We start from the raw sequence: 23,444 nt of genomic DNA on the forward strand, positions 1-23,444 counted from the left end.
CTCCTCAGCAATTTCACTTCGATTCAGGCAGAGCGCCCCACAAGGTCCGGCCAAAAAACGTCAGCGTGCGGTCCCAGGCCAGTTGCGCCCAGACCGGATCGTACTGAGTGCCGGGAATGCGCCCGCTGCCGACAGCAGTTTCGTTGGCGAAAGCATGGTGAGCCAGGTATCGATGGAACTCGATATCGACGCCTGCACTGACGAGTTTTTCCTCCAGTTTGTCGACACCCTCTGCCGGGAAAAACTCGTCCTGTGTTGCCCAATGCGCCTGCAGCGGCACCTTAATGGCGGCTGGATCCAGGTATTCCAGTGGTGGCATACCGTAGAACACCACGCCTGCCGTCAATTCAGGGATGGAGTTCAACGCCAAGAGGGTCAACGCCCCGCCCATGCAGAAGCCGGTGACGCCGACCTTATGCGTATGGCCTTTGAGGTACTGCACAGCCCCACGAATGTCCTGACCTGCGGCATCAGCGAAGTCGAGCTGCTCCATCAAGTGATGGGCTTCCTCTTCTTCTACAGTCATCGAACCGCGATACAGATCCGGAACCAGCGCCACATAGCCCGCAGCGGCGAGGCGATCAGCCACACCGCGAATCTGCTCGTTGAGCCCCCACCATTCCTGAATGACCACAATCCCCGGGGCGCCTTCGCCCTTGGCGGGCGTGGCCAGGTAACCACTGATATTCTTACCGTCCGGACGCTTGAAGGTCACCATCTTTGCTGTCTGGTTCGTTATTGGGTAAGTCACGTCAGCCTCCTTCGTATCACATGATTGTTTATGAGCAGGATTGCGAAATGGCCAGCTGTCCCTCGGACCAGGCCCGCCAGTGCACCCAACTTGTGACCAGAGCAACCAGCAACAGTGCACTGAGATAGACAAGACTGGTGTTCAGCAAACCCAAATGCGCCACCGCAAAGCCCGCCAGGATCGGCGGCAGGCTCAACGACAGGTAACAGGCGACGAATATAGCGGCGAACAGCTCGGCTCGCTCGTGCTCATCGGCCAGCGGCGCCAGGGTTTGCAGCACAGCGGAAAATCCGGCGCCCGAGCCGACTCCAGCGATCAATGTACCGATAAAAAACAGCAGGACGCCTCCAGCGCTGAGCGAAACCAGCAAGATAGCCAGCCCGACCGCAATGGCCACGCCACCCAGCACGGCACACACTGGCGCAGAAAGCGCCCGGCCCATAAGGGCTGCGGCGACGGCCGCAGGACCGCACAGCGCAGCGACCGTCAGGCCATTGAGCCCGGCACTCTCAACCTTGAATACTCCCGTCAGAATTGACGGCGCCAGTGACATATACAGGCCGCACAGTGCCCATACCGCCAACAGCAAAGGCACGCTACGAAAGTACGGGCTCAGGGCCCTGGCACTCACTGAAATCCGTGGTTTCAAAGACCTCCAGGCACCCGGACGCCGGGTGGCCGTTTCCGGAACCGCCACGACCGCCAGCGCCGCCAATGGAAAAATCAAGGCCAGGATGGCGAACACCGTCACCTCAGGCTGCACGATCCAATACACCGATAACCCGGTGATCAAAGACCCCGTGGCCAAGCCGGACAACGGCGCAATACTGCTGAACAAGGCCCCGGCCTTTTTGCGTGTGACCGGCGCCGCCTCTACCACCGCCGCAGACAATGCACCGCTGGCGATGCCGGTCGCCAGGCCTTGGAGACAGCGCGCCGCAATCAACTGATTAATGTCCCCGGCGCAAGCAAAAAGCACCATTGCCAGTGCCTGCAGTATCAGAGCGCCAATGATCACCGGGCGCCGACCGATATGGTCTGACAACGCACCCGCACTGAGCAGCGCAACCAGTAACGTGATGGCGTAGGCCGAAAACGCGATGGTCAGCATTCCCGAGGAAAATCCCCAGTGCCGCTGAAACACGACGAACAATGGCGAAGGCGTACTGGCCGCGAAGAAAAACCCGAACAGCACCACGGCCAATAGCGGGAAAGCGAAACGGCTGGCTGGACCTGCCACTGCGTCGCTGTCAGTTGAATCTGACATATCAATCTCCTGATGCCTCGCTGCTGAGCAAGTGCCTGGACGATGTCCGGATGCCGGTCTGTCGCCAGGCGAGTAATTATAGAATTACAACTATAATTCAATAAGCTTGATTTGTGCCGCTTGAATCAGCATCAGCTACGTATGCTCCGCCTATTTCACTGCATTGAGGAATAGCGTCGCGTGTTTGACGAACAGGTCCGGGTATTGGTAGATCGCGCCGTGGTTGGAGTCCGGGTAAATGATCAATTGACCGTTGGCCAGGCTCTGCTGCAAGGTCACATCATTGGCGGTATAGAACACAATGTCGTTGCTACCGGCCACTACCAGGGTGGGCTGCCTGATCGCTTTCAGGTAGTCGTTGGCATGCTCGGCGGGTGCACCCCATCCGGCAATTGCCGCCGCTTGGGCTGGTGCGGTTTTACCGTTGACGTCGATATCGCGATTGACCTTGCGTGCGCGCAGGCGGTTCAGAAACTCGCGCCCAGAGGCCTGGCTGTCTGGGGTCTGGGTGAAGAACACGTCCAGCAGCAGCTCATCCGGCACCTCGCGCTTCTTGGCCAGATAACCCTGGAATTCCGGCGTCAGCGAGGCCATGCCGACACCGCCACGCGGCGACGAACCCACCAGTATCAGACGGCGTACCAGATCCGGGTGATCCAGTGTCACTTGCTGGGCAATCAGGCTGCCCATGGAAAAACCCAGCAGGTCGGCTTTCTTCACATTCAGTGCCTTGAGCAGACCGGCAGCGTACTTGGCCATGTCTTCAATGTTGTTCGGCACTTCGCCGCCAGAGCTGGCGACGCCGGCGTTGTCGAAGAGGATCACTTCACGATCACGGGCGAAACCGTCGATGACTTTAGGGTCCCAACTGTCGAGGTTACCGACGAAGTGCTGCAGGAAGACCAGTGGCACGCCGCTGGGCTTGCCGAATCGGCGATAGGCCAGACGGGCGCCATCGACTTCGACAAATTGAGTCGGCGCTGTCTGGTGGGTGTAACTGTGAGCGGCATGGGAGGCTGCCGGGGCATTGCTGGCCTGGGCGGTCAGTGTCCCGCAAGCAGCCGCCAGTACAGCGATAGCCAAGGTATGGCGCAGGACCCGGGCAGTGTTGAAAACGATCATGTAGATATACCTGGAAATGGAGTATTGAAAGGTTATGCCCCGACCGCTGCCGGGTCAGGGCAGGTCGGAATCAGGCCGGATTCTTTATGCTCGGACGTTGCTGGACGAGACCCTGCCAGGCGACCAGTGCCGTGCATTCATCCGGGATGGCAATGCTGGCGAAACCGGCAAAGATCAGGCCCGCATATACCGTGATGTCGGCCATGGAGAACTGCTCACCGGCGATATAGGACTGGCTGCGCAAAACCTTGTCGAAGTACTTCATGCCAGCGACGGCTTTGTCACGCTGACGGTTGCCCCAATCCGCGCGCCCTTCCCACTCCGGGCTTTTGTAGGCCTGCAAAGCGGCGCCCAGACCGGGCGTTGCGTGATGGAAGTAGAAACCCACCGGATCGGCCAGCTCAGACTCGGCGCGTTTCTGCATCATATGAATGACGGCCTTTTCCTTCGGCGTTTTGCCGGTGAGGATTGGGTTGCCGTCCAGATTGTCGAGGTATTCGGTGATGGCAGTGCATTCAGAGATATTGGTGCCATCATCCAGTTGCAGCACCGGTACGGTGCCCAACGGGTTTATATCGAGAAAGGCAGGCTGCTTGTGCTCTGCAGCAGGCAAGTCGATCTTGATGAACTCGACTTGAGAAGCCTGGCCCTTTTCTGCCAGGACGATGCGAATGCGCAGTGGGTTGGGGAAACCTGGGATATCAAAAACTTTCATTGCAAGCTCCGTAGCTATCTACCTAGTGGTAGATATACAATGAGCAAGAAACTTGACCCTGTCAACGCCTATCTATCGATAGAATGGTAAATCATGACAACAGATACCCGAGAAACAATCATGTCGGTCGCCCGAAAAATGGTGCAGACCCGCGGCTACGCTGGCCTGAGCTTCCGCGAGCTGGCCAAGGAGGTCGGTATCAAGAGCGCAAGCATTCACTACCACTTCCCCACCAAGGGCGATCTGGGCGCGGCACTGGCCAGGCGTTATACGGAGGACGGCGCCGAATACCTCGCTGGCTTGCGGGCAAAATCCGACGATCCAGAGGTCTGGATCAAGGGCTACACCGATGTGTTTCGCATGGCTCTGGTTGACGATAACCGCATGTGCCTGTGCGGCATCATGTCGGCTGAATACGACGACCTTCCAGAAGAGGTCCGCGTGCAGGTGGACAACTTCACTGACGTCAACGTGCGCTGGCTGACCGAGGTGCTGTCGGTTTGCCGCCCGACACACAGCCCTGAGGCCAGGGAGCAGCAGGCCCTCGCCATCTACGCAGCGGTGGAAGGTGCGCAACTGGTTTCCAGGGGGCGTGCCGACATCAGCGTGTTCGACCGCACCATCGAGGCCTATCGGACGGCGGGGCTTATTCCATAGCGTTCAGGTACCGTTGCCTGCGGACGAAAATCTGCGACCAATCTCAAACACAAAGATTTTGTTCGGATTTTACGGTCAATCAACGCCACGTAACCGGCGGCCCACCACACTGAGCACCTCATCGGAAAGCGCCCGGCCTTCAGCCATTCGCGAGACAGTCAGAGCCCCCATCATCGCGCACATTGCGAACAAGGCCTGCTCGCGCGCGCAAGCATCACTTTGATCGGCCAATTGTTCTGCCAGAAGCCCCAACATGCGTTCGAATCCATCTACAGCAGCACTTCGTACTTGCCCGTCTGCTCGCGCCAGCTCACTGCCAAGGCCGGCATAGGGACACCCGACATCCTCATCGCGGTGCGCCTGCGAGAGATAACCGCTGACCAGAGTGTCGAACCCGCTGTCATTGTCCACCTCGGCCAACCGTGCCCGAAGACTGGTGATCAGGCCATCCACCCCCACCGCCACCGACTCGCCGACCAGTTGCGCCTTGGAAGCGAAGTGCTTGTAAAACCCGCCCTGGGTCAGCCCCGCCGCCGCCATAAGCCCTGTCAGGCCACTGCCATCAATGCCCCGGCGGCGAAACTCTCTGGCTGAGGATTCAACGATCCTGTGCCGCGTTGTCGCGGTTTCCTCTCTGCTCTTGCGCATCGAAAGCTCCGAATAAAAAAGATTGACTTAGATGGTGGTCACCATCTATTAATATGTCAACCATCATATAAACATCCACGCTGCGTTCGCAGCACCTTTTTTGAGGAATGACTCATGAGCAAAGCAACCATTCTGGTAACCGGCGCCACCGGTTTTACCGGCAAGCAAACCGTGCAAATCCTCCGTGACAAAGGCGTTGCGGTGCGCGCAATGGTGCGCAAGGAAGATGATCGCGCCGCAGAACTGCGCGCGCTGGGTGCAGAGGTTGTCATTGGCGACCTGCTGGACCTCAATGCTACCCGCGCAGCATTGGAAGGCATTCAAACGGCCTACTTCGTGTACCCCATCGCGCCAGGCCTGATCGATGCCACCGCCCGCTTCGCATTGGCTGCCAAGGAAGCCGGCGTCAAATCGGTGGTCAATATGTCGCAGATATCCGCACGCCGCGTGGCACAAAGCAATGCGGCGCTGGATCACTACACCGCCGAGCGGGTGTTCGACTGGTCAGGCCTGGCCCTGACCCATCTGCGCCCGACCTATTTCTCGCAATGGCTGATTTACCCGCACTGGCGCCAACACATCGTGGAACAAGGCGAGATTCGCCTGCCATTCGGCGATGGCCGCCATGCACCTATCGCGGCTGAAGATCAGGCACGCCTGATTGCTGAAATCCTGCAGAATCCGAACCCGCACCAGGGCAAAACCTATCCACTGCATGGCCCGATCGAACTGTCGCAACAAGGTGTGGCGGACGCTGTCGGCGAAGTTCTCGGGCGGGCAATCAACTATGTGCCCATCACACTGGAACAGTACCGCCAGGAGCTGGCTGAAGCAGGGCTGCCGCCCTTCCTCATCCAGCACCTGATCGAAGTCGCCAAGGACTATCAACACGGCGTGTTCGCCGGTGAAGATTCGATCATCCGCGAGGTCACCGGCAAGTCGCCAATGACAGTGCAGGAGTTTGTGACTCTGCATCGCGATGCGTTCAACGGCTGATCTACGGTGTAAAGCAGCTATTCAGTTGGCAGCTGTAACAACAAAAAAACCGGCTCCGGCCGGTTTTTTTGAGGAAATGGAGCCTATACCTCTCCTTCACCCAATTCGTCGATCAAACCCGCCGCCCACTCAACCATGGAGCTGTACTCCACGCTTCTGTCCTCCCAATCGTGCCAATACGCGATGACTTCTCCTTTGCCCTCGGGCGAAGCATCGACGACGACATAATCCCCCGAATCGTTGGTCAGGAACGGTAACCAATACCGCCCCCATGGCTCGAGAAACTCCTCTTCAGGGTCGAGGAAAAACTTCAATGCATCGACAATCTCACCTACCGAGATCAGGCGGCGGTTGTCACTTTCCCGAAGCGCCGCATTCCATTCCTGCCCGTCGTGCCATCGTAGTAATTGATGCAACTCTGACGGCAGCGAAGCGCCTAACAGGTGTTCGATCTGCGCGATCGACTCTGCACTGGCAGGAGGCCGAAGCGTCGCGACAACCGGCGCAGGCAAGCGTGTGTCGATGACGGCCAGCAGCCGGGTAATATCGTGCAGCGTTGCGGATTGGTCGTGCATGTAAGGCCCTCACCTCGGCTTTATCGATTTCAGTGCCGATCAATATAGACACTCAACGCTTTGGCGGGTGCTCTTCAGAGATCGCATTGTTCACGTCCACATTCTCCATCTCCTCCTCCACCGGCGCGTCATCATCAGGCTCTCTCGAACGGTCCGGTTCCGGCGAAAAACCCGAACTCCTGCGATAGCGCGACCTCAGAAGAAAAGGCTCCGGGACGCGAGGGAAGAGGTCATGAAAAATCTGAAAATAGCCACCTTCAACGTAAACGGCATCGGCGCCAGGCTGCCCAATCTGTTGCAATGGCTGGAACGTGAGCAACCGGATATCGTCTGTCTGCAAGAGCTCAAGGCCAAGGATAAAGCCTTTCCCGCCCAGGATCTTGAGGCCGCAGGTTATGGCTGCCTGCATCATGGCCTGGCGTCCAGGAATGGCGTGGCGATTCTGGCGCGGGACGCTGAGCCGCTACTGATTCACAAAGGCCTGCCCGGCGAAGAACAGGACAGCCAGTCCCGTTATCTGGAAGCCGCCGTGCAAGGTATCGTCGTTGCCTGCCTGTACCTGCCCAACGGCAACCCTCAACCCGGACCGAAGTTCGACTACAAGCTCAGGTGGTTCGAGCACTTGATCGAGCACGCCAAGTCATTGCAAGCCAGTGAACACCCCGCCGTCCTGGCAGGAGACTTCAACGTTGTCCCCACCGACATGGACATTTACAACCCCCGCTCCTGGCTCAAGGATGCACTGTTGCAACCCGAGAGTCGTGGCTGCTATCAGCGACTGCTCACTCAAGGCTGGCTCGACTCAATGCGACACCTTTATCCGAAGGAACGCATCTACACCTTCTGGGATTACTTCAGACAGCATTGGCAGAAGAATTCCGGGCTGCGTATCGATCAACTCCTGTTGAATCCGGTTCTGGCACCTTATCTTCATGATGCAGGTGTCGATACCTGGGTGCGCGGTGAAGCACATGCCAGCGACCACGCACCCACCTGGATTCAATTGAAGGGCGGCCGCAAGAAAGCCAAAAAGACTGTATGAGTACAAAATGATCCCAGCCTTTTTCTGATAATTGCTCCATTGACTGCCTCGAATGCGCGTGCAAGGCAGGCACCTGTTAACGCCCTGAAACCTGAGCGGTCGACCGAGCATTAACAACCATCTGTTGTTAAACAAGCTGATGCGCAGGCATTTATCGAAGATCCGATAGCAATTATCTTCAAGGTTGACTGCATGGGCCTGGCCCACGCTGAAACCCGGACCGGGACATATTGCTCTGCAAGTCGAGATAGTCCATGTTTTACGAACTCATCACACTCAGTTGCCCACCACTCACGGAGGCAGCCGTCGCGACCGCAGCCTGCGAGTGGATGGCGCAAGGGGCAGGCCAACTCCTCGGCGTCTGGCGCTCCGAGATTGGCGACCTGTTTCAGGTCAAGTTGCTGCGTAGGTTTGACAGGCTTGATGCCCTTGAAGATGAGCGTCGCCGAGCGCTGATGGCGAACACACCCTTCGGGATCACGGATCCCGCCATTCGACTGCAAACAGAAAGCTACCAGCGGTTTCCGTTCCTCGCGGATGTTTCTGCGGGCGCATTCGGAAGCATTTATGAATTCAGAACCTACTTTCTCAAGCCCGGAGGGCTCACGCCTACACTGGCCAGCTGGAAGGATGCCCTGGCGCCAGCAAGTGAATACACCTCTCATCTGGTGCTGAATATGTATGCCCTCGATGGGCCGCCGCGCATCACCCACATTTGGGGATTTTCCACTCTGGAAGAGCGTGCTGAATTAAGAGCGCGTCATTATGCAAACGGCCTGTGGCCGCCAAAGGACGCGCCCCAGCAAATTGCCAGGGCGACAAGCATGATATGCATACCAGAACCCTACTCCCCTCTGCATTGAACTCGATGACTTGCCGAATGACCGGAACGAGAACGAAACGCCTCGAACGCCTTTATCAGGCAAACACCGGATTCGAAGGCTCGGTCTATCCAGGGATCAGGCAGTATTGTGCGTGGCCGGCCAATAGGCGGCCGAAATGGCTTGGCCGATCACACATGCTGCACGGCCCCCGGCAAGTGGTGTCGAGAATGGTTACCCCACGCAAACAACAGTAAAAAATTTATTACCCGCGCTTGACTTCTCTATAGCAATCAGTAAGATAGCCCTCATTCCGCGATAGCTCAGTTGGTAGAGCAAGTGACTGTTAATCACTGGGTCCCTGGTTCGAGTCCAGGTCGTGGAGCCAGATGCTACAAGGCTTTGAGCGGGTTTTGCAGGATGTTTCAAAGACCACGATGACCATCATCGAGGTCGCTGAATCGCTCTGCAGACCCGCTCTTTGTCGTTTTACACATCTGGTTACAAAGCTTTCAGGTTTTTTGTGCCGGTGCACCCGCTGTCTCTAATCATTCGATTTAGAGGCTTGCATCATGAAAATCGCATCGGTCATCTCGACCAAAGGCGGCCCTGGTAAAACCACGGTCACCGCCAATCTGGGCGCGCTCTGCGCCGAAGCCAATCTCCGTACCCTGCTTGTCGATCTCGATACACAACCTTCGTTGTCCTCGTTTTACCGCCTTGACCACGAAGCGCCGGGCGGTACCTACGAGCTGATTTCGCAAAATCAGACGCGGGCCGATCAGGTCATCTCCCGCACCTGCATCCCCAACCTGTCGCTTATCCTGTCCAACGATCCCCATAACCAGCTCAGCAATATGCTGCTGTACGCGGCTGACGGGCGTCTGCGCCTGAAAAACCTGGTCGCGGCTTTTGCTGATGATTTCGATCTGATGTTGATCGATACACAAGGCGCGCGCTCGATCACCCTGGAAACCGCCCTGCTCTGCTCGGACCTGGCGATCTCGCCGATTACCCCGGACATGCTTGCGGCAATGACATGTGTCTACGTCTTGATGGTCGGATGTTGGCGAAGAGCCGATTCCAGCCAATGATGACGCCTTGAAGTATGTGAGCCCCCGCCTCTGTCCAAGCACGGGTATAGTTTTCCCTCCATGGTCTGATACGGACCAATAGACCGAAGAACTATCAGCAGGCTATTCATGGATCGAAATAAATCGTTCCCCACTACGGACTGGGTTCTGCGCAGCGCCGCACCGGGGCGGATAGAACGAATCGAGGCATGGTTCGGAGGGCATGGCTACGACCCGCATCGCCACGATACGTACTCCATCGGCCGGACGATGTCGGGCGTACAGAGTTTCCATTACAAAGGCACTCTGCGCCACGGCATGCCGGGAAATACGTTAGTACTGCATCCAGACGAGCTGCATGACGGTATGGCCGGGACTGAATCGGGCTTCCGTTACCGGATGGCGTATGTGGACCCCGCCCTGATTCAGCAAGTATTGGGCGGGGAATCCCTGCCCTACGTTGCAGGCGGGCTGTCCGAAGATGTGCGCCTATATAACGCCAGCCAACCGTTCATGCATGCCATGGATCATCCGCTCGACTTGCTGGAAGAACAGGATGCGTTGTTCGACCTTGCAATGGCGCTGCGAGCTGTTGCGAACAAGCCTCACGGGCGCAAGAAATTGGACTACCAAGCGGCCCTGCGCGCGCGCGACTTCATTATGGCGAATCTTCACATGGGGATCACCTTAGAGATGCTTGAGCATGCCAGCGGTCGAGAGCGGTGGAGCCTTTCGCGAGACTTCAGGGCGTTATTCGGCACTAGCCCCTATCGTTTCGTGACCCTGCGCCGCCTGGATCTTTTTCGCGCGCTGATCCTTGATAGATTCACCCTCGTAGATGCCGCGCTGGCAGCAGGGTTTCATGACCAAAGTCATATGACCCGGCATTTCAGCGCCTGTTACGGAGTGCCCCCACTGCGCTGGCTGGAGCGTATTCGAGCCAGGCATCAACTTGCAGGATCGTACAAGCCGGGACCGGCGCCCCTCTTTTAGAGTCATGGCTCCCGTTTTTAGAGAGAATCCGCCATGCAACACACTCAACGACACTCAAGTGAGCACGCGATCAATCTTGCGCAAAAAGTTTCCCTTATAGATCAACAATGGAGCCCACGGGTAATTGCCGAGATGAATGAGTACCAGTTCAAGGTGGTACGCATTGAGGGTGAGTTCATTTGGCATTCACACCCGGAAACCGATGAAGCATTCCTCGTAATAGACGGGACGCTGAGGATCGATCTACCCCACGGCAGCGTATACGTCGCCCCGGGCGAACTTTATGTGGTGCCGCGAGGAGTCGAGCATAGAACAGCTGCCGAAGGCGAAGCCAGGTTGCTGATGATCGAGCCTCGTGGAGTATTGAATACCGGCCATGAAGGTGGCGAACGAACAGCCGATAACGACGTCTGGATCTAAACAGAAAGCAGCGGGTCCGTCTCTGGTTGAACTTGCGCCTCGCAGATTAGGGCATCGGCAACTTTCGGCCCAGTTCGGCAGGCCAAGACCTTGGCGCAAGGGCAAAGGCAGAGCATCAAAGCTTTGTGGGCTTTGACACCAGAAGGGCTGTGTCTAGAAAACATCACTGGTGACGGCCAAGAACAACTACTCATATCACTGTGCCAGCGCAAGCTCAAAACGCTGATCATCAATTTCTCGGTGATGCGCAGCCTAACCGGTTTCGGTGAGCTGGACGCCGGTGCCATCGTTGGACCCTGAAGATTATAGCCTTCGGGGCTCAATCCGCATTTACGCTGGCGGGCGCAAAAACTGAACGTCGACTTCAAACCCATCTTCCCGGCCTATCGCCGGCGAGGTCAGGGTCATATGCGCGTTGACGCCCAGGACAATCGCTTTGACAATTGCCAAGCCCAACCCTGAACCACTGGCTTCGCTGTTACCCCGCACAAAGCGTTCGGTCAGGCGCTGCAACACTGACTCCGGCAACGCCGGACCGCCGTTGATCACCTTCAGCAGCGCCTGGTCTGTGAGGCTGACTTCGACCGGTTGGTCCACGGCACCGTACTTCAAGGCATTTTCGATCAGGTTGCGCAGCAGGATGCCAAACGCATCAGTGTCAATCGCCGAGTAAACACTACCCTGGGTCGGCAGCAGCAGCTGGATTCGTTGCCCGTTGTTGCGATTCCACTCGTCCACCCCATGGGCCAATAACGGGATAAGGTCCTGGGGAGCCTCGGATAGAAGCCCACCACCCTCGGCCTTGGCCAGTTGCATGAGTTTTTCCGAGAGCCGCGCCAGGTCGCGCAATGAGCTTTCGATCTTCGCCGCCCGCACACGCAGCGGGCCCTCTGGCGCCTCCTGGCGCAAGCGCTGAATCTGCGCCAACGTCGCGGCCAACGGCGTGCGCAGTTCATGGGCGCTGTTTGCGGTAAAACTGCGCTCGGCCTCCAGCGTCTTGCGCAAGCGCTCAAGCAAGTGGTTGACCGCGTCGGCCAATGGGTCGATCTCTGCCGGCAGTCGTGCCACGTTGATCTGTGACAAATCCCCTGCACCCCGGGTTTCCAGGGCGCGGCGATAGGCCAATACGCTGCGCAGGCTGATGCGCACAAATAACCAGGTACCCAACAGGCTGATTGGGATCAGCGCCAACAACGGCAACAACAACGCAAACAAGGCTTCCCGCGCCGCTTCACCGCGATGCGCAAGCGGTTCGGCAATTTCAATGAACAGCGTTTTGCGCAAAGCGCTCGCGCCATACAGCCGGTACTTTTCAGTGGTGGAAAACCCTTCACCCGGTTGTTTGTTGAAGGTCTTCGGGTTGGCGTCATGGGATTGCATCAAAATCCGGCCCTGCGCATCGCGCACCAGGTACGTCAGGTATTCCTTGTGCATTTCCAGAGTGGCCACATGTTGTGCCTCACGGGACACTTCACGGTTGCTGATCTCCAGTACGGCCAAAGGCAGGATGCGTTGCGCGGTCTCTTCCAGGGCACTGTCGAACGCCTCATTCAACTCATGTTGTACCACCAGCCAGGTACCGACGGTCGCCCCGAGCCAAAGCAAGGTCATGCCAAGGGTTAATCCCAGGCCGAGGCGCTTTTGCAGGCTTAACGACGACGTCATACCGACGTCAACCGATAACCCATGCCACGCACGGTCTCAACCAGGTCGCGCCCCAGTTTCTTGCGCAGGCGACTGATGTAGACCTCGATGGTGTTGCTCTCTACTTCAGCGCCAAAGGCGTACAGACGCTCCTCGAGCTGGGACTTCGAGAGCAAGGCGTTGGGGCGCTGCACAAACGCTTCGAACAGCGCCCATTCCCGTGCCGTCAGGTCGACGGTAGTACCGGCGCGCTGAACCGTACGAGCATTGATGTCGATCTGTAGTTCACCCAGTTTGATCTGCGGGTTGGGGTTGCCGCTATAACGTCGGGCCACGGCGGCCACACGGGCCGAGAGCTCAAACAGATCGAACGGTTTGACCAAGTAATCGTCGGCTCCGGCATTGAGGCCGGCGATGCGATCGGATATTTGGTCCTGAGCGGTGAGGATAATCACCGGGGTCACGCTGCCAGCTGAGCGCTGCTGGCGCAAAAAATCCAGCCCTCGACCATCCGGCAACATCAGGTCCAGAAGGATCAGGTCGTAAGGCGTGGTGCGCACGCTATTGCTCGCGTGGTCCAGGCGTTGCACCCAATCGACGGCGTGGCCGTCGTCGGCGATTTGTTCGCGCACAGCCTCCGCCAGCCCAGGCGCATCCTCGACCAATAAAACCCGCATCTGGCACCTCCTGTGATGGTTGTCGTGTAGCACTTTAACCGCCTTACCCGACGTGAATCTGAAGATTCAGCTAGTTGTCAGGAATGTACTTTAGGGTATGCCACAGACGCCGATCCGGCAGGAGACAGATCATGAAATCAGCTTTTATTGCCAGTACCGCCCTGTTGAGCGTGCTGCTCACCGGTTACGCCCTGGCCGATGACGACTGCCGCGAGCCCGTCAGCGACTGGCAACCACGGGAAACCTTGCGTCAACGCGTAGAGCAGCAATATGGCTGGAACGTGCAGCGCATCAAGGTTGACGACGGTTGCTACAAGATCAAGGCTGCCGACCGCAAGGGCAACGCCATCGAGGCACGTTATGCACCGGCTTCCCTGCGCATGCGCACGTTGCAAGTCAATTTCGGCGACGACGGCGATGCTCGGGATTACCTCGCAAGCCCGGCCTCTGAATGATCATTCGTTTTTTTCCAGGGCTTTCAGGTTGTTGTCAGCCAGCAAGTCCAGGCTCTCGCCACAACATTCAACCAGGAAATCCTTATGAAAAAAATGATCGCTGCAACCTGCCTCGCCGTCGCCATTACCTTGCCGGGGCTGGCCCAGGCCCGAGAAGTGACCCTGACGACCCAGCTCAAGGACTACGGAGGTAACGATGCGTACCTGGCGATTTATGTCACCGATGCCAACGGCCAGTACCAAAAAACCCTCTGGGTCGCCGGCAAGAAGGCCAAGTACTACCGGCACTTGACCGACTGGGCCCGCGGCAGCGGTCTCAACCCCAGCCAGTTTGACGGGGTCAGCGGCGCCAGTGTGGGCAGCGGACGCACCCTCAAAGTCAGTGTTGAACTGGCAGACACCTTGATTGATGCCGGGTATCAGATCCGAATCGACAGCGCCGTGGAAAACCAGCGTGAAGGCCGAGCCGACGTCAGCGTCCCCCTGACCTCCAAAGGATCAGGCAAGCCGGCAACCGGCAGCACCTACGTCAACGCGTTTACTTACGGCCTGTAGTACACGACTTCTGGAGGCTGAATATGCTTCGCCAGTTCCATTCACTGCCCGGTCTGATCGCCGCCCTGTTGGTCATGTTATTGGCCGTCAGCGGCGCGGTACTGTCGGTTGATCCGGCGCTGGAACGCCTGCACAACACGTCCACCGCTGTCGGCCAGCTCAATATCGGCCAGTTAGCGGAACGTGTCACCGGCCACTTTCCAGGCGTGGAGCAAATCCAGCGCACCGCCTCCGGCACGCTCATCGTCTACTACAACAGGGATGGCCAGTCCGGGGCCGAAACGGTCGACCCGCTGACGGGCCAGGGCCTCGCGCCCTACCAGCCGTCCACCTTCACCCGCTGGGTAAAAGACTTGCACCGCTCGCTATTCATGGGCATACCGGGCCATGGCGTGTCGGGCATCGGTGCACTGTTCATGTTGATCCTCTCAGTGTCCGGAGCGTTGCTGCTGGCCCGGCGCCTGGGTGGCTGGCGCAACCTGCTGCGGCCACTGCGCGGCACGTTAAGCCAGCGCTGGCATGCGGAAGTCGGGCGCCTGGCCTTGCTCGGGATACTGCTGTCGGCCGTGAGCGGGCTGTACATGGCCGCCACGACCTTTGGCTTGATCGCCGACGGCAGCCAGAGCGAACCGGCCTTCCCCACCCACATCAGCGCCGGTCCGGCGTTACCGGTGGCTAACCTGCAAGCATTGCAGGCCATCGACCTGAATGACCTGCGCGAACTGGTCTACCCGAGTCCGGGCAACCCAAACGATGTGTTCTCCCTGCGCACAGCTCAGGGTGATGGCTACGTAGACCCGGTCAGCGGCACGCTGCTGTCCTATCAGGCTCACGATTCAATGCACAACGTCTACCAATGGATCTATCAGCTACACACCGCAGAAGGCCTCTGGTGGCTAGGTTTGCCACTGGGGCTGTGTGCCCTGTGCGTGCCATTGATGAGTGTGACCGGCATTCTATTGTGGTGGCGCCGCCGCAAGGCCGCCCCGACCCTCCGCCACAACAGCCCCGCCCATTCCGCTGACAGCGTGATTCTGGTGGGCAGTGAAAACAACAGCACCTGGGGTTTTGCCAAAACCCTGCACGATGCCTTGCACCAAGCCGGACATCGGGTGCATAGCGCGGCGATGAATGAATGGAAAGGCAAGTACCGCAACGCCCAACGGCTGTTCATCCTCACCGCAACCTACGGTGACGGCGATGCACCCGCTTCGGCCTCGCAGTTTCTGGCTCGGCTGAACCAAGTGGGCGTCAAATCCGGCCTGCCCTTTGCTGTGCTGGGGTTGGGGGATCGACAGTTTCCACAATTCTGTCAGTACGCCCATCAGGTGCAGGCAGCGATGGAACTGGCCGGAGCCTCGTCGTTGCTGGGGCTGGAAACCATCAACCGCCAGTCTTCCCAGGAGTTTGCGCGCTGGGGCCACGCCTTGGCCGAAGCACTGGGGCATGACTTGACCCTGACCCATACGCCGGAGCAACCGCGCACCCATCAACTGGAGCTGACCGAACGCATCGTATATGGCGAAGAAGTGAATGCGCCAACCCACGTCCTGCGCTTCAAGGCGCACAGCGAGCTTGCGGGCTTTCAGGCGGGAGACCTGGTGGGAATTATCCCGCCAAATAGCCCAGTCCCACGCTTTTACTCACTGGCCAGCAGCTCTGAAGACGGTGTGCTGGAGATCTGCGTACGCAAACACGAAGGCGGCATTTGCTCGCAACTCCTGCATGGCCTGAACCTCGGCGCTTCGATCAACGCCTTTATCCAGCCCAACCCGCAATTTCGTCCTGCGTCTGGTACACACCCCGTGATCCTGATCGGCGCCGGCACCGGCATCGGCCCCCTGGCCGGATTTATTCGCAACAACACTGCCCGCCACCCGATGCATTTATATTGGGGCGGGCGCAACCCGGCTTCGGACTTTCTGTACGAACCTGAACTTAACCGCTACCTGGCAGACCGGCGCCTCACGGCCTTGCGCGCGGCTTTTTCCCAAGTACAGAACGGCAACTACGTCCAGGACCGGTTGATCAGTGATGCCCTGGCCTTGCGCTCGCTGGTGGAGAAAGGCGCCCAGGTGCTGGTGTGCGGCAGTCGTGAAATGGCCAAAGGCGTGATGCAGGCCCTGGATGAAGTATTGGCACCGCTTAACCTGAGCGTGCTGACCCTCAAGGTACAAGGACGCTACCGTGAAGATGTCTACTGATATGCGGCGCTACAACCTGAACGGCGAGACCATGGGCACCCGCTACACCGCCGTGTTCTATGCCGCGCCCGGCTTCGACACCGACAAGATCGGCCACAGCCTGGCCCGCGCCGTAGGCCGGGTGGACCGGCAAATGTCCACTTGGAAAGCCGACTCCGACCTCAACCGCCTCAACGCGGCCCCCGAGCAGGAATGGCTGCCAGTGCCCAAAGAGCTGACCACAGTGCTGGCCGCCGCGCTGCGGGTCAGCCAGCAATCCGGTGGTGCCTTCGACATCGCAGTCGGAGACCTGGTGGACGCCTGGGGCTTCGGCCCCGGCGAACAGACGATCACCGAACGGGCACTCATGAAGGCGCCGCCACGCGCTCGGCTTTGCGCCAGCGCGGCATTGATGGTAGACCCGCAACGCAACCGGGTGCGCAAACGGGCGCCGCTGAACCTGGACTTGAATGGCATCGCAAAAGGCTTTGGCGTCGACGAACTGGCCCGTTGCCTGGAAGCATCTGGCATCACCTGTTACCTGGTCGGCATCGACGGCGAAATGCGCGCCCGGGGCATGAAACCTGATGCCCAACCCTGGGCCGTGGCGATTGAAAAGCCCTGCCGGGGCGTGAGAGAAGTCATGGGCGTCATGGAGCTTAGCGACGCCGCCATCGCTACGTCAGGGGACTACCGACACTGGGTGGAGGTGAATGGGCAATCCTGCGCCCACACAATGAACCCCCACACTAGCGCACCGCTGCGCAACACACTCGCAGCGGTCACCGTCGTGGCGGCCTCGTGCATGCTCGCCGACGCCTGGGCCACGGCACTCATGGTGCTGGGCGAAATCGAAGGCCCGCGCCTGGCGCAAGAACGTGGGATGGACGCACTGTTTGTGGTGCGCGACGGTGGAGAGCTAAAGGAAATATCGATTGTAGGCGGCACACTGCAAGCGCAGGCTGAAGCCTGCCGAATCTGACCCCGTCAATAACCTGAGTCCCGTTAAACCATGAGATTTATGCACAGGCACACCGAGCATCATCGCAGTGACCGTATCGGCTGGCTACGCGCCGCTGTCCTGGGAGCCAATGACGGGATCGTCTCCACCGCCAGTCTGTTGATCGGCGTCGCCGCCGCCAACGCCACCCACTCCACACTGATTGTCACCGGCATCGCCGGGCTGGTGGCGGGTGCAATGTCCATGGCAGCGGGTGAATACGTTTCCGTGCACTCCCAAGCCGATACCGAGCGAGCTGACTTGTCTCGGGAACGGGCAGAGCTGGACAGCAACCCGAAAGCCGAACACAGCGAGCTTGCCCATATCTACATGCACCGAGGGGTATCATCCGAACTGGCCCATCAAGTGGCCGATCAATTAATGGCACATGACGCACTGGGCGCACACGCGCGAGACGAGCTAGGCATCAGCGAAGCACTCACGGCCAAACCGCTGCAAGCAGCGCTCGCCTCGGCCGCCAGTTTTGTGCTCGGCGCCGCCTTGCCCCTGGCGGTCACTTTCGTCGCCCCTTCGCACAGTGTTGTGCCGTGGATATCCAGCATGTCGCTGGTATTTCTTGCCGGCCTTGGCGCCATTGCGGCCAAGGCCGGAGGGGCAAAAATAGTGATCGGCGCTTGGCGGGTAACCCTTTGGGGCGCGTTGGCCATGGGCATTACGGCAGCCGTGGGGGCGCTGTTCGGGACGGCAGTTTAGTCCGCGCGTTTTTCGGCGAGAAGGTGGGTACCTGGATTTCCAGCACTCAAAGGTAAAAGTCCCTCATTCCGGAACGCCTCTCTCTTCGCGCCCAGGCGTATGGGGAAGCCCGCTTGTATACACCGTTACCATGATTTTCGAGACTTTCATTGAAGTCCACGCTTTGGGGCAAAGCGAAACGCCGCTCAAACATGCCAAAACGACGCTCGGCAAGGTGGCGCCTCATTGCCTTATCATTTCCTCCTCGCGCTTTTCCCCCCTGATAACAACCGTGTCATTTTTGCTCGACCGGATACCAGCTTCCCGAGTTGCATGCGCCATAGCGGTTCTGTGGGGCAGCACTGGTTTTCATTGAGCCAGCCATGAACATTCTCCGGTGGGTTTGGATAGAGCAACCAAGCGCATTGATGAGGTACCGGCAGTACCTTTGCACTGTCCTCCCTGCACCGGCGAACACCTTGATAAAAATCAGACAGTAATATTCCTTCCAGTAAAACCCGGTCATGAAGCTGTCGGGCGCGCCCGCACTCATTGCGGACAATGTCCAAGTGTTCATCCTGTTTCTGATCTAAATCAATCACGCTGCAGGGATTGGCGCTGAAATTAGAGGCAGCTGTCGCACCGTCTTTTCCGATGGATGCAGAAACTTTGGTCGCCTCGAGGCTTGTCATGGCTACTCACCTGCAGGGTACTCAACCCGTTGTCCCACCTTCTGCCCCTTCTCTTGAAGCCAGTGTGCAAAAGGCAGCGCCCAAGCGTCTGTCCCTGAGCCTGTTGATTGCCCTGGTGGTCGGCTCAATGATCGGCAGTGGCATTTTCAGCCTGCCACAGAACATGGCGGCAAGCGCCGGAGCGGGAGCCATTCTGATTGGCTGGCTGATTACCGGTGTCGGCATGCTGTCGCTGGCGCTCGTCTACCAGACCCTGTCCAACCGCCAACCAGCGCTGGATAACGGTGTGTTTGCCTACGCCCGAGCATTGGGGGGTGACTACCTGAGCTTCAATTCCGCCTGGGGCTACTGGATCAGTGCCTGGATCGGCAACGTCAGTTATCTGGTGATTCTATTCGCCGCGCTGAGTTACTTCTTCCCGTTGTTTGGTGACGGCAACAATAAAGCGGCGATTGTCGGGGCTTCTGTGGTGTTGTGGTCGCTGCACTGGATGATCCTGAGGGGCATGCGTACTGCAGCACGGGCCAATGCGCTGACTACGGTCGCCAAGATCGTGCCGTTACTGCTGTTTATCGGTCTGGTGATCGCAGCATTTCAGCGCGAGACCTTTAGGGTGGATTTCTGGGGCACGCCCGCCCTTGGCAGCACCCTTGATCAAATAAAAAGTACCATGCTGGTCACTGTATGGGTGTTCATCGGGATCGAGGGCGCCAACGTGTTTTCCGCCCGTGCGGCGGAGCGCGCCAACGTCGGGCGCGCCACGGTTATCGGTTTTGTGATCACCCTGTTGCTGCTGATTGCGGTGTCATTGCTGTCGCTGGGCGTGCTCAGCCAGCCAGAACTCGCCGCCTTGAAAAATCCGTCGATGGCTGGCGTGCTTCAGGCTGCAGCAGGGCCATGGGGCGCGGTGCTGATCAGCATTGGCCTGATCGTTTCAGTGGGCGGTGCCCTACTCGCATGGACGCTTCTGGCAGCTGAGTCGGTGTTCACACCCGCCAGGGAAAAGGTCATGCCGGGGCTGCTTGCGTCGGAGAATGCCCAAGCCGTCCCAGCCAACGCACTATGGCTGACCAATGGCTGCATACAGTTGTTCCTGCTGCTGACGCTGTATTCAAGCGCCAGCTACCTCGCGCTGATTTCCCTGGCGACCTCAATGATTCTATTGCCGTACTTGTTCAGCGGTCTTTATGCGTTAAAGCTGACTTGGCAGGGGAAAGCCTATACCGGCCACCGTGCCCTGCAACTGCGCGACGCTGCCATCGCCGCCGTCGCCACCGTCTATTGCCTGTGGCTGCTTTATGCCGCCGGGCCCAAGTACATGCTGCTCAGCGCCCTGCTCTACGCGCCCGGCTCGTTGATCTACCTGGGCACCCTGAAGGCCCGTCAGGGACGACCGCTCAACCGTCCTGAAACGGGGCTGTTGCTCGTCATCTGGGCGGCAGCGGCTTATGCCGCCTGGATGTTATGGTCCGGGGCGCTGACCGTGTAAGGGCGAGTATCGCTCGCTTGTTTTGTCCTGGCAGCCCGCGCCGAGGAAGTTCGCAGTCTGCCTTCTTTCTGAAGAGGAGTACTAAAAGATGAGCAATTCCGTAAAAAAAATGCCGGTCACGACTGATCAGAAATCTGACCGGCACCCGATTACGAGAGACCTTTGGCGTCCGCTGGAAAAACTGCGACAGCAGGTCGATCACCTGTTTGAAGACTTCAACCACAGTTCAGGGCTTTTACCTTTGGGCAGAGGCCTGTTCGATGTCGAACCCTTCTGGCGTCGAGAGCTGATTGGCCACGGCATGCCAGCCGTGGACATCAGCGAGAAAGACGACAGCTACGAAATCGCCGCCGAGCTGCCGGGTCTGGATCAAAAGGATATCGAAATCAAACTGTCCAACGGCAGCCTGATCATCAAGGGCGAGAAGCATGAGGACAAGGAAGAAAACAGGAAGGGCTACTACCTCAGCGAACGTCATTACGGCTCTTTCGAACGCGTCTTCAATCTGCCTAAGGGGGTGGATGCGGAGAAAATCGACGCGAACTTCAGCAAAGGCGTGTTGAGTATTACATTGCCAAAAAAACCGGAAGCCATGAAAGCGGATAAAGTCGTACCAATCAAAAGCCATTAAGTCCCGGTGTGCACCGCCCCTTGTCGGGAAGCCGGCAAGGGGCTTTTTATAGTAACCCCATGTATGTAACGCGACAGCGCGGGTGCCGGTAGCCGATAAACATTCAGCCCTGTGCCCAGGCATCCTGAGGCTGGAAACATAGAACCGGCTGCAGCAAGCCCGACGATTTGTCGGGTGCTGCAATCGTTTACTACTTGCGACTTGCCTTTTCGACCATGCGACTTGCACGCTCGTTAGCCTGATCGGCCGCACGTTGCGCCTCGCTGGCCGCTGCAGCTGCCTGCTCCGCCTTCGAGTACGCCTCGTCAGCTCTGGCCCTTGCCGCTGCGGCAGTGCTTTGCGCGGAATCCAGTCGTGCATCCACTTCTTTGGGCTTACTACTGCAACCGGCCGACATCGCCAGAAGTATGCTGAGTACAACAACGGGTAAGCACTTATTCATCGGTATTCTCCTTGGGGGCTGCGGGTAAAATCCCGCGGCGGTTAAATTATCTGGCACCGTTGTTTTGAGGCTCTGATCTTTATCAACCCGGCCAACAAGAGATTTATCGCAAGCGCGGCATATAGCCGTTATCTTTTGCTCCCACTATCGCCATGTAACGAGCGACAGATTCGTCATCGGCATCAGACAGGGCATGCGCGACGCTCTTTATGATGCTTGATCGGTCAGATGGGATCGGTTGACAGTAAGCCTCATCCCGATGCTTTCATGACCATCTTCAGTGGCCGGCGAATATCGGGGTAGTCACCCTGGCTTAAAGCACCGCAGTCTTTATTGACGAAACCCGATGATTCGTTTCTAAAGCAGGTTTTTACCAAAACCCTGGCCTCGAATCTCTCGACTCAACTAAACCGAAAAGTCAGTGATGCCGTCATAGCAGGCACGATTGCGACACTCGCTAAGGCCCGCCCGTCGAAGCCGTCCTCGACTTGCTTCCACAGGAACAACGCGCAGTTTCGTTAAAGAGGACGGGCAAGTGATTATTGATGAGCATGGCCGTAAAGTCTGAGGCCACGCAGTCGTTGTGCAGCATACGTAAGGGGCATGACAGTGAGTCAGAACTCGAAATTTGATGTGGTAGTTATTGGTGGTGGCCAATCCGCGCTCACCGTTGCGTACTTTCTGAAGCGAACCGGGCTGTCCTACGTATTACTCGATGCTGAGTCAGCGCCGGGAGGAGCCTGGCAGCACGGATGGGATTCGCTGCGGCTCTTCTCGCCTTCTGCATGGAGTTCAATTGCTGGCTGGCCGATGCCAGCTGTAGCCGAAGGCACACCTGGGCGGGACGACGTTGTCAGCTATCTGACTCAGTATGAGCGTCGATATGATTTCCCCATTATCCGCTCCACGCTAGTAACCCGTGTCGAGAGTATTAAAGGCGGATTGCGTGTTGTCTCTGGGGATAGATACTGGGACGCCAAAGCGGTCATCAGTGCAACAGGCACTTGGCGCCACCCATTCATTCCAGCCTATCCAGGGCAAGAGTTGTTTGAGGGGCAGCAGATCCATTCCGCACATTATGCTGGGCCGAATGCTTTCGAAGGAAAGACCGTACTCGTCGTCGGCGGTGGCAACTCAGGTGCTCAAATTTACGCTGAGGTTTCAAAAGTGTCTCAGGCGACTTGGGTGACTCAAGAGGCGCCCCGGTTTCTTCCGGACGAGGTTGATGGTCGTGCATTGTTCGAACGAGCCACCGCTCGGCTGAAAGCTCAGCAAGAAGGCATTGAGTCTCCTCAACCCGAGGGCGGGCTGGGAGACATCGTTATGGTGCCATCAGTAAGGGAAGCTCGCGAGCGCGGCGTATTGAACTCAGTACGTCCATTCGCAAGCTTCACGCCAGCAGGTGTGTTGTGGCCATCGGGCAACGAAACGAGGGTGGATGCCGTCATCTGGTGCACTGGCTTCTCTGCGGCGCTCGACCATCTGGCCAGCCTGGGGATCGTGGGGATGGACAACAGAGTCGCAGTAACCGAAAACCGGAGTGTTGAATTACCCAATCTTTGGCTGGTGGGATATGGCGAGTGGACGGGCCTCGCTTCGGCCACGCTGATCGGCGTAACCCGAACCGCTCGGGATGTGGTCAAGCAGGTTCAAGGCTATATTTCTTCAATGGTTTCAACGTGAAGGTCCCCAAATAAGCATCGACAAGGCGACGAAGTTGTCCAGTACCCGGGGTTAAGAAAACGCGAACCTGCCACTCCGGGATGGATGGACGCTTTTACTCATAGCGGATCGTCAGAAGGTGCTAACCAATGGCTGGTTTATCAATGCGGATGGCAACGCGAACGCGAACCTTCTGAAATCACCTTTACCGGCGTTGAGGATGGCCCCGACCCATTTTGAT

Annotated in this window: 25 protein-coding genes, 1 tRNA gene and 1 pseudogene; 17 read left to right on the forward strand and 10 right to left on the reverse strand. The window is 58.1% G+C overall.

The window, feature by feature from the left end; genetic code table 11:
* Positions 1-13: 13 nt before the first annotated feature.
* The 4 genes from ACCD02_RS05725 to ACCD02_RS05740 all read right to left on the reverse strand — a co-directional run bounded on the left by ACCD02_RS05725 (position 14) and on the right by ACCD02_RS05740 (position 3,855).
* Positions 14-739, reverse strand: a complete 726-nt coding sequence (locus ACCD02_RS05725) for a dienelactone hydrolase family protein (protein ID WP_413299609.1) — start codon at positions 737-739, stop codon at positions 14-16.
* 40 nt (positions 740-779) lie between these two features.
* Positions 780-2,018, reverse strand: a complete 1,239-nt coding sequence (locus ACCD02_RS05730; RefSeq protein WP_413299289.1) for an MFS transporter — start codon at positions 2,016-2,018, stop codon at positions 780-782.
* Positions 2,019-2,168: 150 nt separating this feature from the next.
* A complete protein-coding gene (locus tag ACCD02_RS05735) occupies positions 2,169-3,140 on the reverse strand; it encodes an alpha/beta fold hydrolase (RefSeq protein WP_413299291.1) in 972 nt (323 codons plus the stop codon).
* A 70-nt stretch (positions 3,141-3,210) separates the two neighbouring features.
* Positions 3,211-3,855, reverse strand: a complete 645-nt coding sequence (locus tag ACCD02_RS05740) for a glutathione S-transferase (protein ID WP_413299293.1) — start codon at positions 3,853-3,855, stop codon at positions 3,211-3,213.
* 120 nt (positions 3,856-3,975) lie between these two features.
* Here ACCD02_RS05740 and ACCD02_RS05745 point away from each other — a divergent pair, with 120 nt between their 5' ends.
* Complete coding sequence (locus ACCD02_RS05745; protein WP_413299295.1) at positions 3,976-4,512, forward strand: TetR/AcrR family transcriptional regulator; 537 nt, start codon at positions 3,976-3,978, stop codon at positions 4,510-4,512.
* Positions 4,513-4,587: 75 nt separating this feature from the next.
* On the opposite strand, the gene ACCD02_RS05750 is transcribed toward ACCD02_RS05745, so the two are convergent.
* The gene (locus ACCD02_RS05750) at positions 4,588-5,160 is read right to left on the reverse strand and encodes a TetR/AcrR family transcriptional regulator (RefSeq protein WP_413299297.1); all 573 of its coding nucleotides are present in this window, start codon (positions 5,158-5,160) and stop codon (positions 4,588-4,590) included.
* A 114-nt stretch (positions 5,161-5,274) separates the two neighbouring features.
* Here ACCD02_RS05750 and ACCD02_RS05755 point away from each other — a divergent pair, with 114 nt between their 5' ends.
* Positions 5,275-6,156 carry an NmrA family NAD(P)-binding protein gene (locus ACCD02_RS05755; RefSeq protein WP_413299299.1) on the forward strand — a complete coding sequence of 294 codons (882 nt, stop codon included), beginning with the start codon at positions 5,275-5,277 and terminating at the stop codon, positions 6,154-6,156.
* An 83-nt stretch (positions 6,157-6,239) separates the two neighbouring features.
* Here ACCD02_RS05755 and ACCD02_RS05760 read toward each other — a convergent pair whose 3' ends face one another.
* Positions 6,240-6,731 (reverse strand): SMI1/KNR4 family protein, encoded by a 492-nt coding sequence (locus ACCD02_RS05760; protein WP_413299301.1) that lies wholly within the window; start codon positions 6,729-6,731, stop codon positions 6,240-6,242.
* 232 nt (positions 6,732-6,963) lie between these two features.
* Here ACCD02_RS05760 and xth point away from each other — a divergent pair, with 232 nt between their 5' ends.
* From xth to ACCD02_RS05795, 7 genes and pseudogenes are all read left to right on the forward strand, one after another.
* Entirely contained in the window at positions 6,964-7,773 is an 810-nt protein-coding gene (gene xth / locus ACCD02_RS05765; protein ID WP_413299303.1) for an exodeoxyribonuclease III, read from the forward strand.
* 254 nt (positions 7,774-8,027) lie between these two features.
* Positions 8,028-8,636 carry an NIPSNAP family protein gene (locus tag ACCD02_RS05770; protein WP_413299305.1) on the forward strand — a complete coding sequence of 203 codons (609 nt, stop codon included), beginning with the start codon at positions 8,028-8,030 and terminating at the stop codon, positions 8,634-8,636.
* A 270-nt stretch (positions 8,637-8,906) separates the two neighbouring features.
* Positions 8,907-8,982, forward strand: a tRNA-Asn gene (locus tag ACCD02_RS05775).
* Positions 8,983-9,166: 184 nt separating this feature from the next.
* Positions 9,167-9,628: pseudogene (locus ACCD02_RS05780) on the forward strand (ParA family protein); the annotation flags it as partial.
* A 168-nt stretch (positions 9,629-9,796) separates the two neighbouring features.
* Positions 9,797-10,660, forward strand: a complete 864-nt coding sequence (locus ACCD02_RS05785; protein WP_413299307.1) for an AraC family transcriptional regulator — start codon at positions 9,797-9,799, stop codon at positions 10,658-10,660.
* Between the two features lie 33 nt (positions 10,661-10,693).
* The gene (locus ACCD02_RS05790; protein WP_413299309.1) at positions 10,694-11,080 is read left to right on the forward strand and encodes a cupin domain-containing protein; all 387 of its coding nucleotides are present in this window, start codon (positions 10,694-10,696) and stop codon (positions 11,078-11,080) included.
* Between the two features lie 90 nt (positions 11,081-11,170).
* Positions 11,171-11,380 carry a hypothetical protein gene (locus ACCD02_RS05795; protein ID WP_413299311.1) on the forward strand — a complete coding sequence of 70 codons (210 nt, stop codon included), beginning with the start codon at positions 11,171-11,173 and terminating at the stop codon, positions 11,378-11,380.
* 30 nt (positions 11,381-11,410) lie between these two features.
* On the opposite strand, the gene ACCD02_RS05800 is transcribed toward ACCD02_RS05795, so the two are convergent.
* Positions 11,411-12,745, reverse strand: coding sequence for a sensor histidine kinase (locus ACCD02_RS05800; RefSeq protein WP_413299313.1), 1,335 nt, complete (start codon positions 12,743-12,745; stop codon positions 11,411-11,413).
* The gene (locus ACCD02_RS05805; RefSeq protein WP_413299315.1) at positions 12,742-13,401 is read right to left on the reverse strand and encodes a response regulator transcription factor; all 660 of its coding nucleotides are present in this window, start codon (positions 13,399-13,401) and stop codon (positions 12,742-12,744) included. The genes ACCD02_RS05800 and ACCD02_RS05805 overlap by 4 nt, the downstream gene beginning before the upstream one ends.
* A gap of 131 nt (positions 13,402-13,532) precedes the next feature.
* Between ACCD02_RS05805 and ACCD02_RS05810 the strand changes: the two genes are divergently transcribed.
* The 5 genes from ACCD02_RS05810 (at position 13,533) to ACCD02_RS05830 (ending at position 18,308) form a co-directional block, all read left to right on the forward strand.
* Positions 13,533-13,856, forward strand: a complete 324-nt coding sequence (locus tag ACCD02_RS05810) for a PepSY domain-containing protein (protein WP_413299317.1) — start codon at positions 13,533-13,535, stop codon at positions 13,854-13,856.
* A gap of 84 nt (positions 13,857-13,940) precedes the next feature.
* Entirely contained in the window at positions 13,941-14,411 is a 471-nt protein-coding gene (locus ACCD02_RS05815) for a DUF2271 domain-containing protein (RefSeq protein WP_413299319.1), read from the forward strand.
* Between the two features lie 23 nt (positions 14,412-14,434).
* A complete protein-coding gene (locus ACCD02_RS05820) occupies positions 14,435-16,615 on the forward strand; it encodes a PepSY domain-containing protein (protein ID WP_413299321.1) in 2,181 nt (726 codons plus the stop codon).
* Positions 16,605-17,576, forward strand: a complete 972-nt coding sequence (locus ACCD02_RS05825; RefSeq protein WP_413299611.1) for an FAD:protein FMN transferase — start codon at positions 16,605-16,607, stop codon at positions 17,574-17,576. Before ACCD02_RS05820 ends, ACCD02_RS05825 begins: the two co-directional genes overlap by 11 nt.
* A 30-nt stretch (positions 17,577-17,606) precedes the next feature.
* The gene (locus tag ACCD02_RS05830; RefSeq protein WP_413299323.1) at positions 17,607-18,308 is read left to right on the forward strand and encodes a VIT family protein; all 702 of its coding nucleotides are present in this window, start codon (positions 17,607-17,609) and stop codon (positions 18,306-18,308) included.
* Positions 18,309-18,541: 233 nt separating this feature from the next.
* On the opposite strand, the gene ACCD02_RS05835 is transcribed toward ACCD02_RS05830, so the two are convergent.
* Complete coding sequence (locus ACCD02_RS05835; RefSeq protein WP_413299325.1) at positions 18,542-18,979, reverse strand: hypothetical protein; 438 nt, start codon at positions 18,977-18,979, stop codon at positions 18,542-18,544.
* Between ACCD02_RS05835 and arcD the strand changes: the two genes are divergently transcribed.
* The gene (arcD, locus tag ACCD02_RS05840) at positions 18,978-20,468 is read left to right on the forward strand and encodes an arginine-ornithine antiporter (protein WP_413299327.1); all 1,491 of its coding nucleotides are present in this window, start codon (positions 18,978-18,980) and stop codon (positions 20,466-20,468) included. The two genes, ACCD02_RS05835 and arcD, sit on opposite strands and share 2 nt — an antisense overlap.
* Positions 20,469-20,556: 88 nt before the next feature.
* Complete coding sequence (locus tag ACCD02_RS05845) at positions 20,557-21,099, forward strand: Hsp20/alpha crystallin family protein (protein WP_413299329.1); 543 nt, start codon at positions 20,557-20,559, stop codon at positions 21,097-21,099.
* A gap of 190 nt (positions 21,100-21,289) precedes the next feature.
* Here ACCD02_RS05845 and ACCD02_RS05850 read toward each other — a convergent pair whose 3' ends face one another.
* Positions 21,290-21,541: an Lpp/OprI family alanine-zipper lipoprotein gene (locus tag ACCD02_RS05850; protein WP_413299331.1), complete on the reverse strand. Its 252-nt coding sequence runs from the start codon at positions 21,539-21,541 to the stop codon at positions 21,290-21,292.
* 603 nt (positions 21,542-22,144) lie between these two features.
* On the opposite strand from ACCD02_RS05850, the gene ACCD02_RS05855 reads away from it, so the two are divergent.
* Complete coding sequence (locus ACCD02_RS05855) at positions 22,145-23,224, forward strand: ArsO family NAD(P)H-dependent flavin-containing monooxygenase (protein ID WP_413299333.1); 1,080 nt, start codon at positions 22,145-22,147, stop codon at positions 23,222-23,224.
* Positions 23,225-23,444: the final 220 nt, after the last annotated feature.

Source organism: Pseudomonas sp. Pseusp88 (genome assembly GCF_047303955.1).
GTDB lineage: Bacteria > Pseudomonadota > Gammaproteobacteria > Pseudomonadales > Pseudomonadaceae > Aquipseudomonas.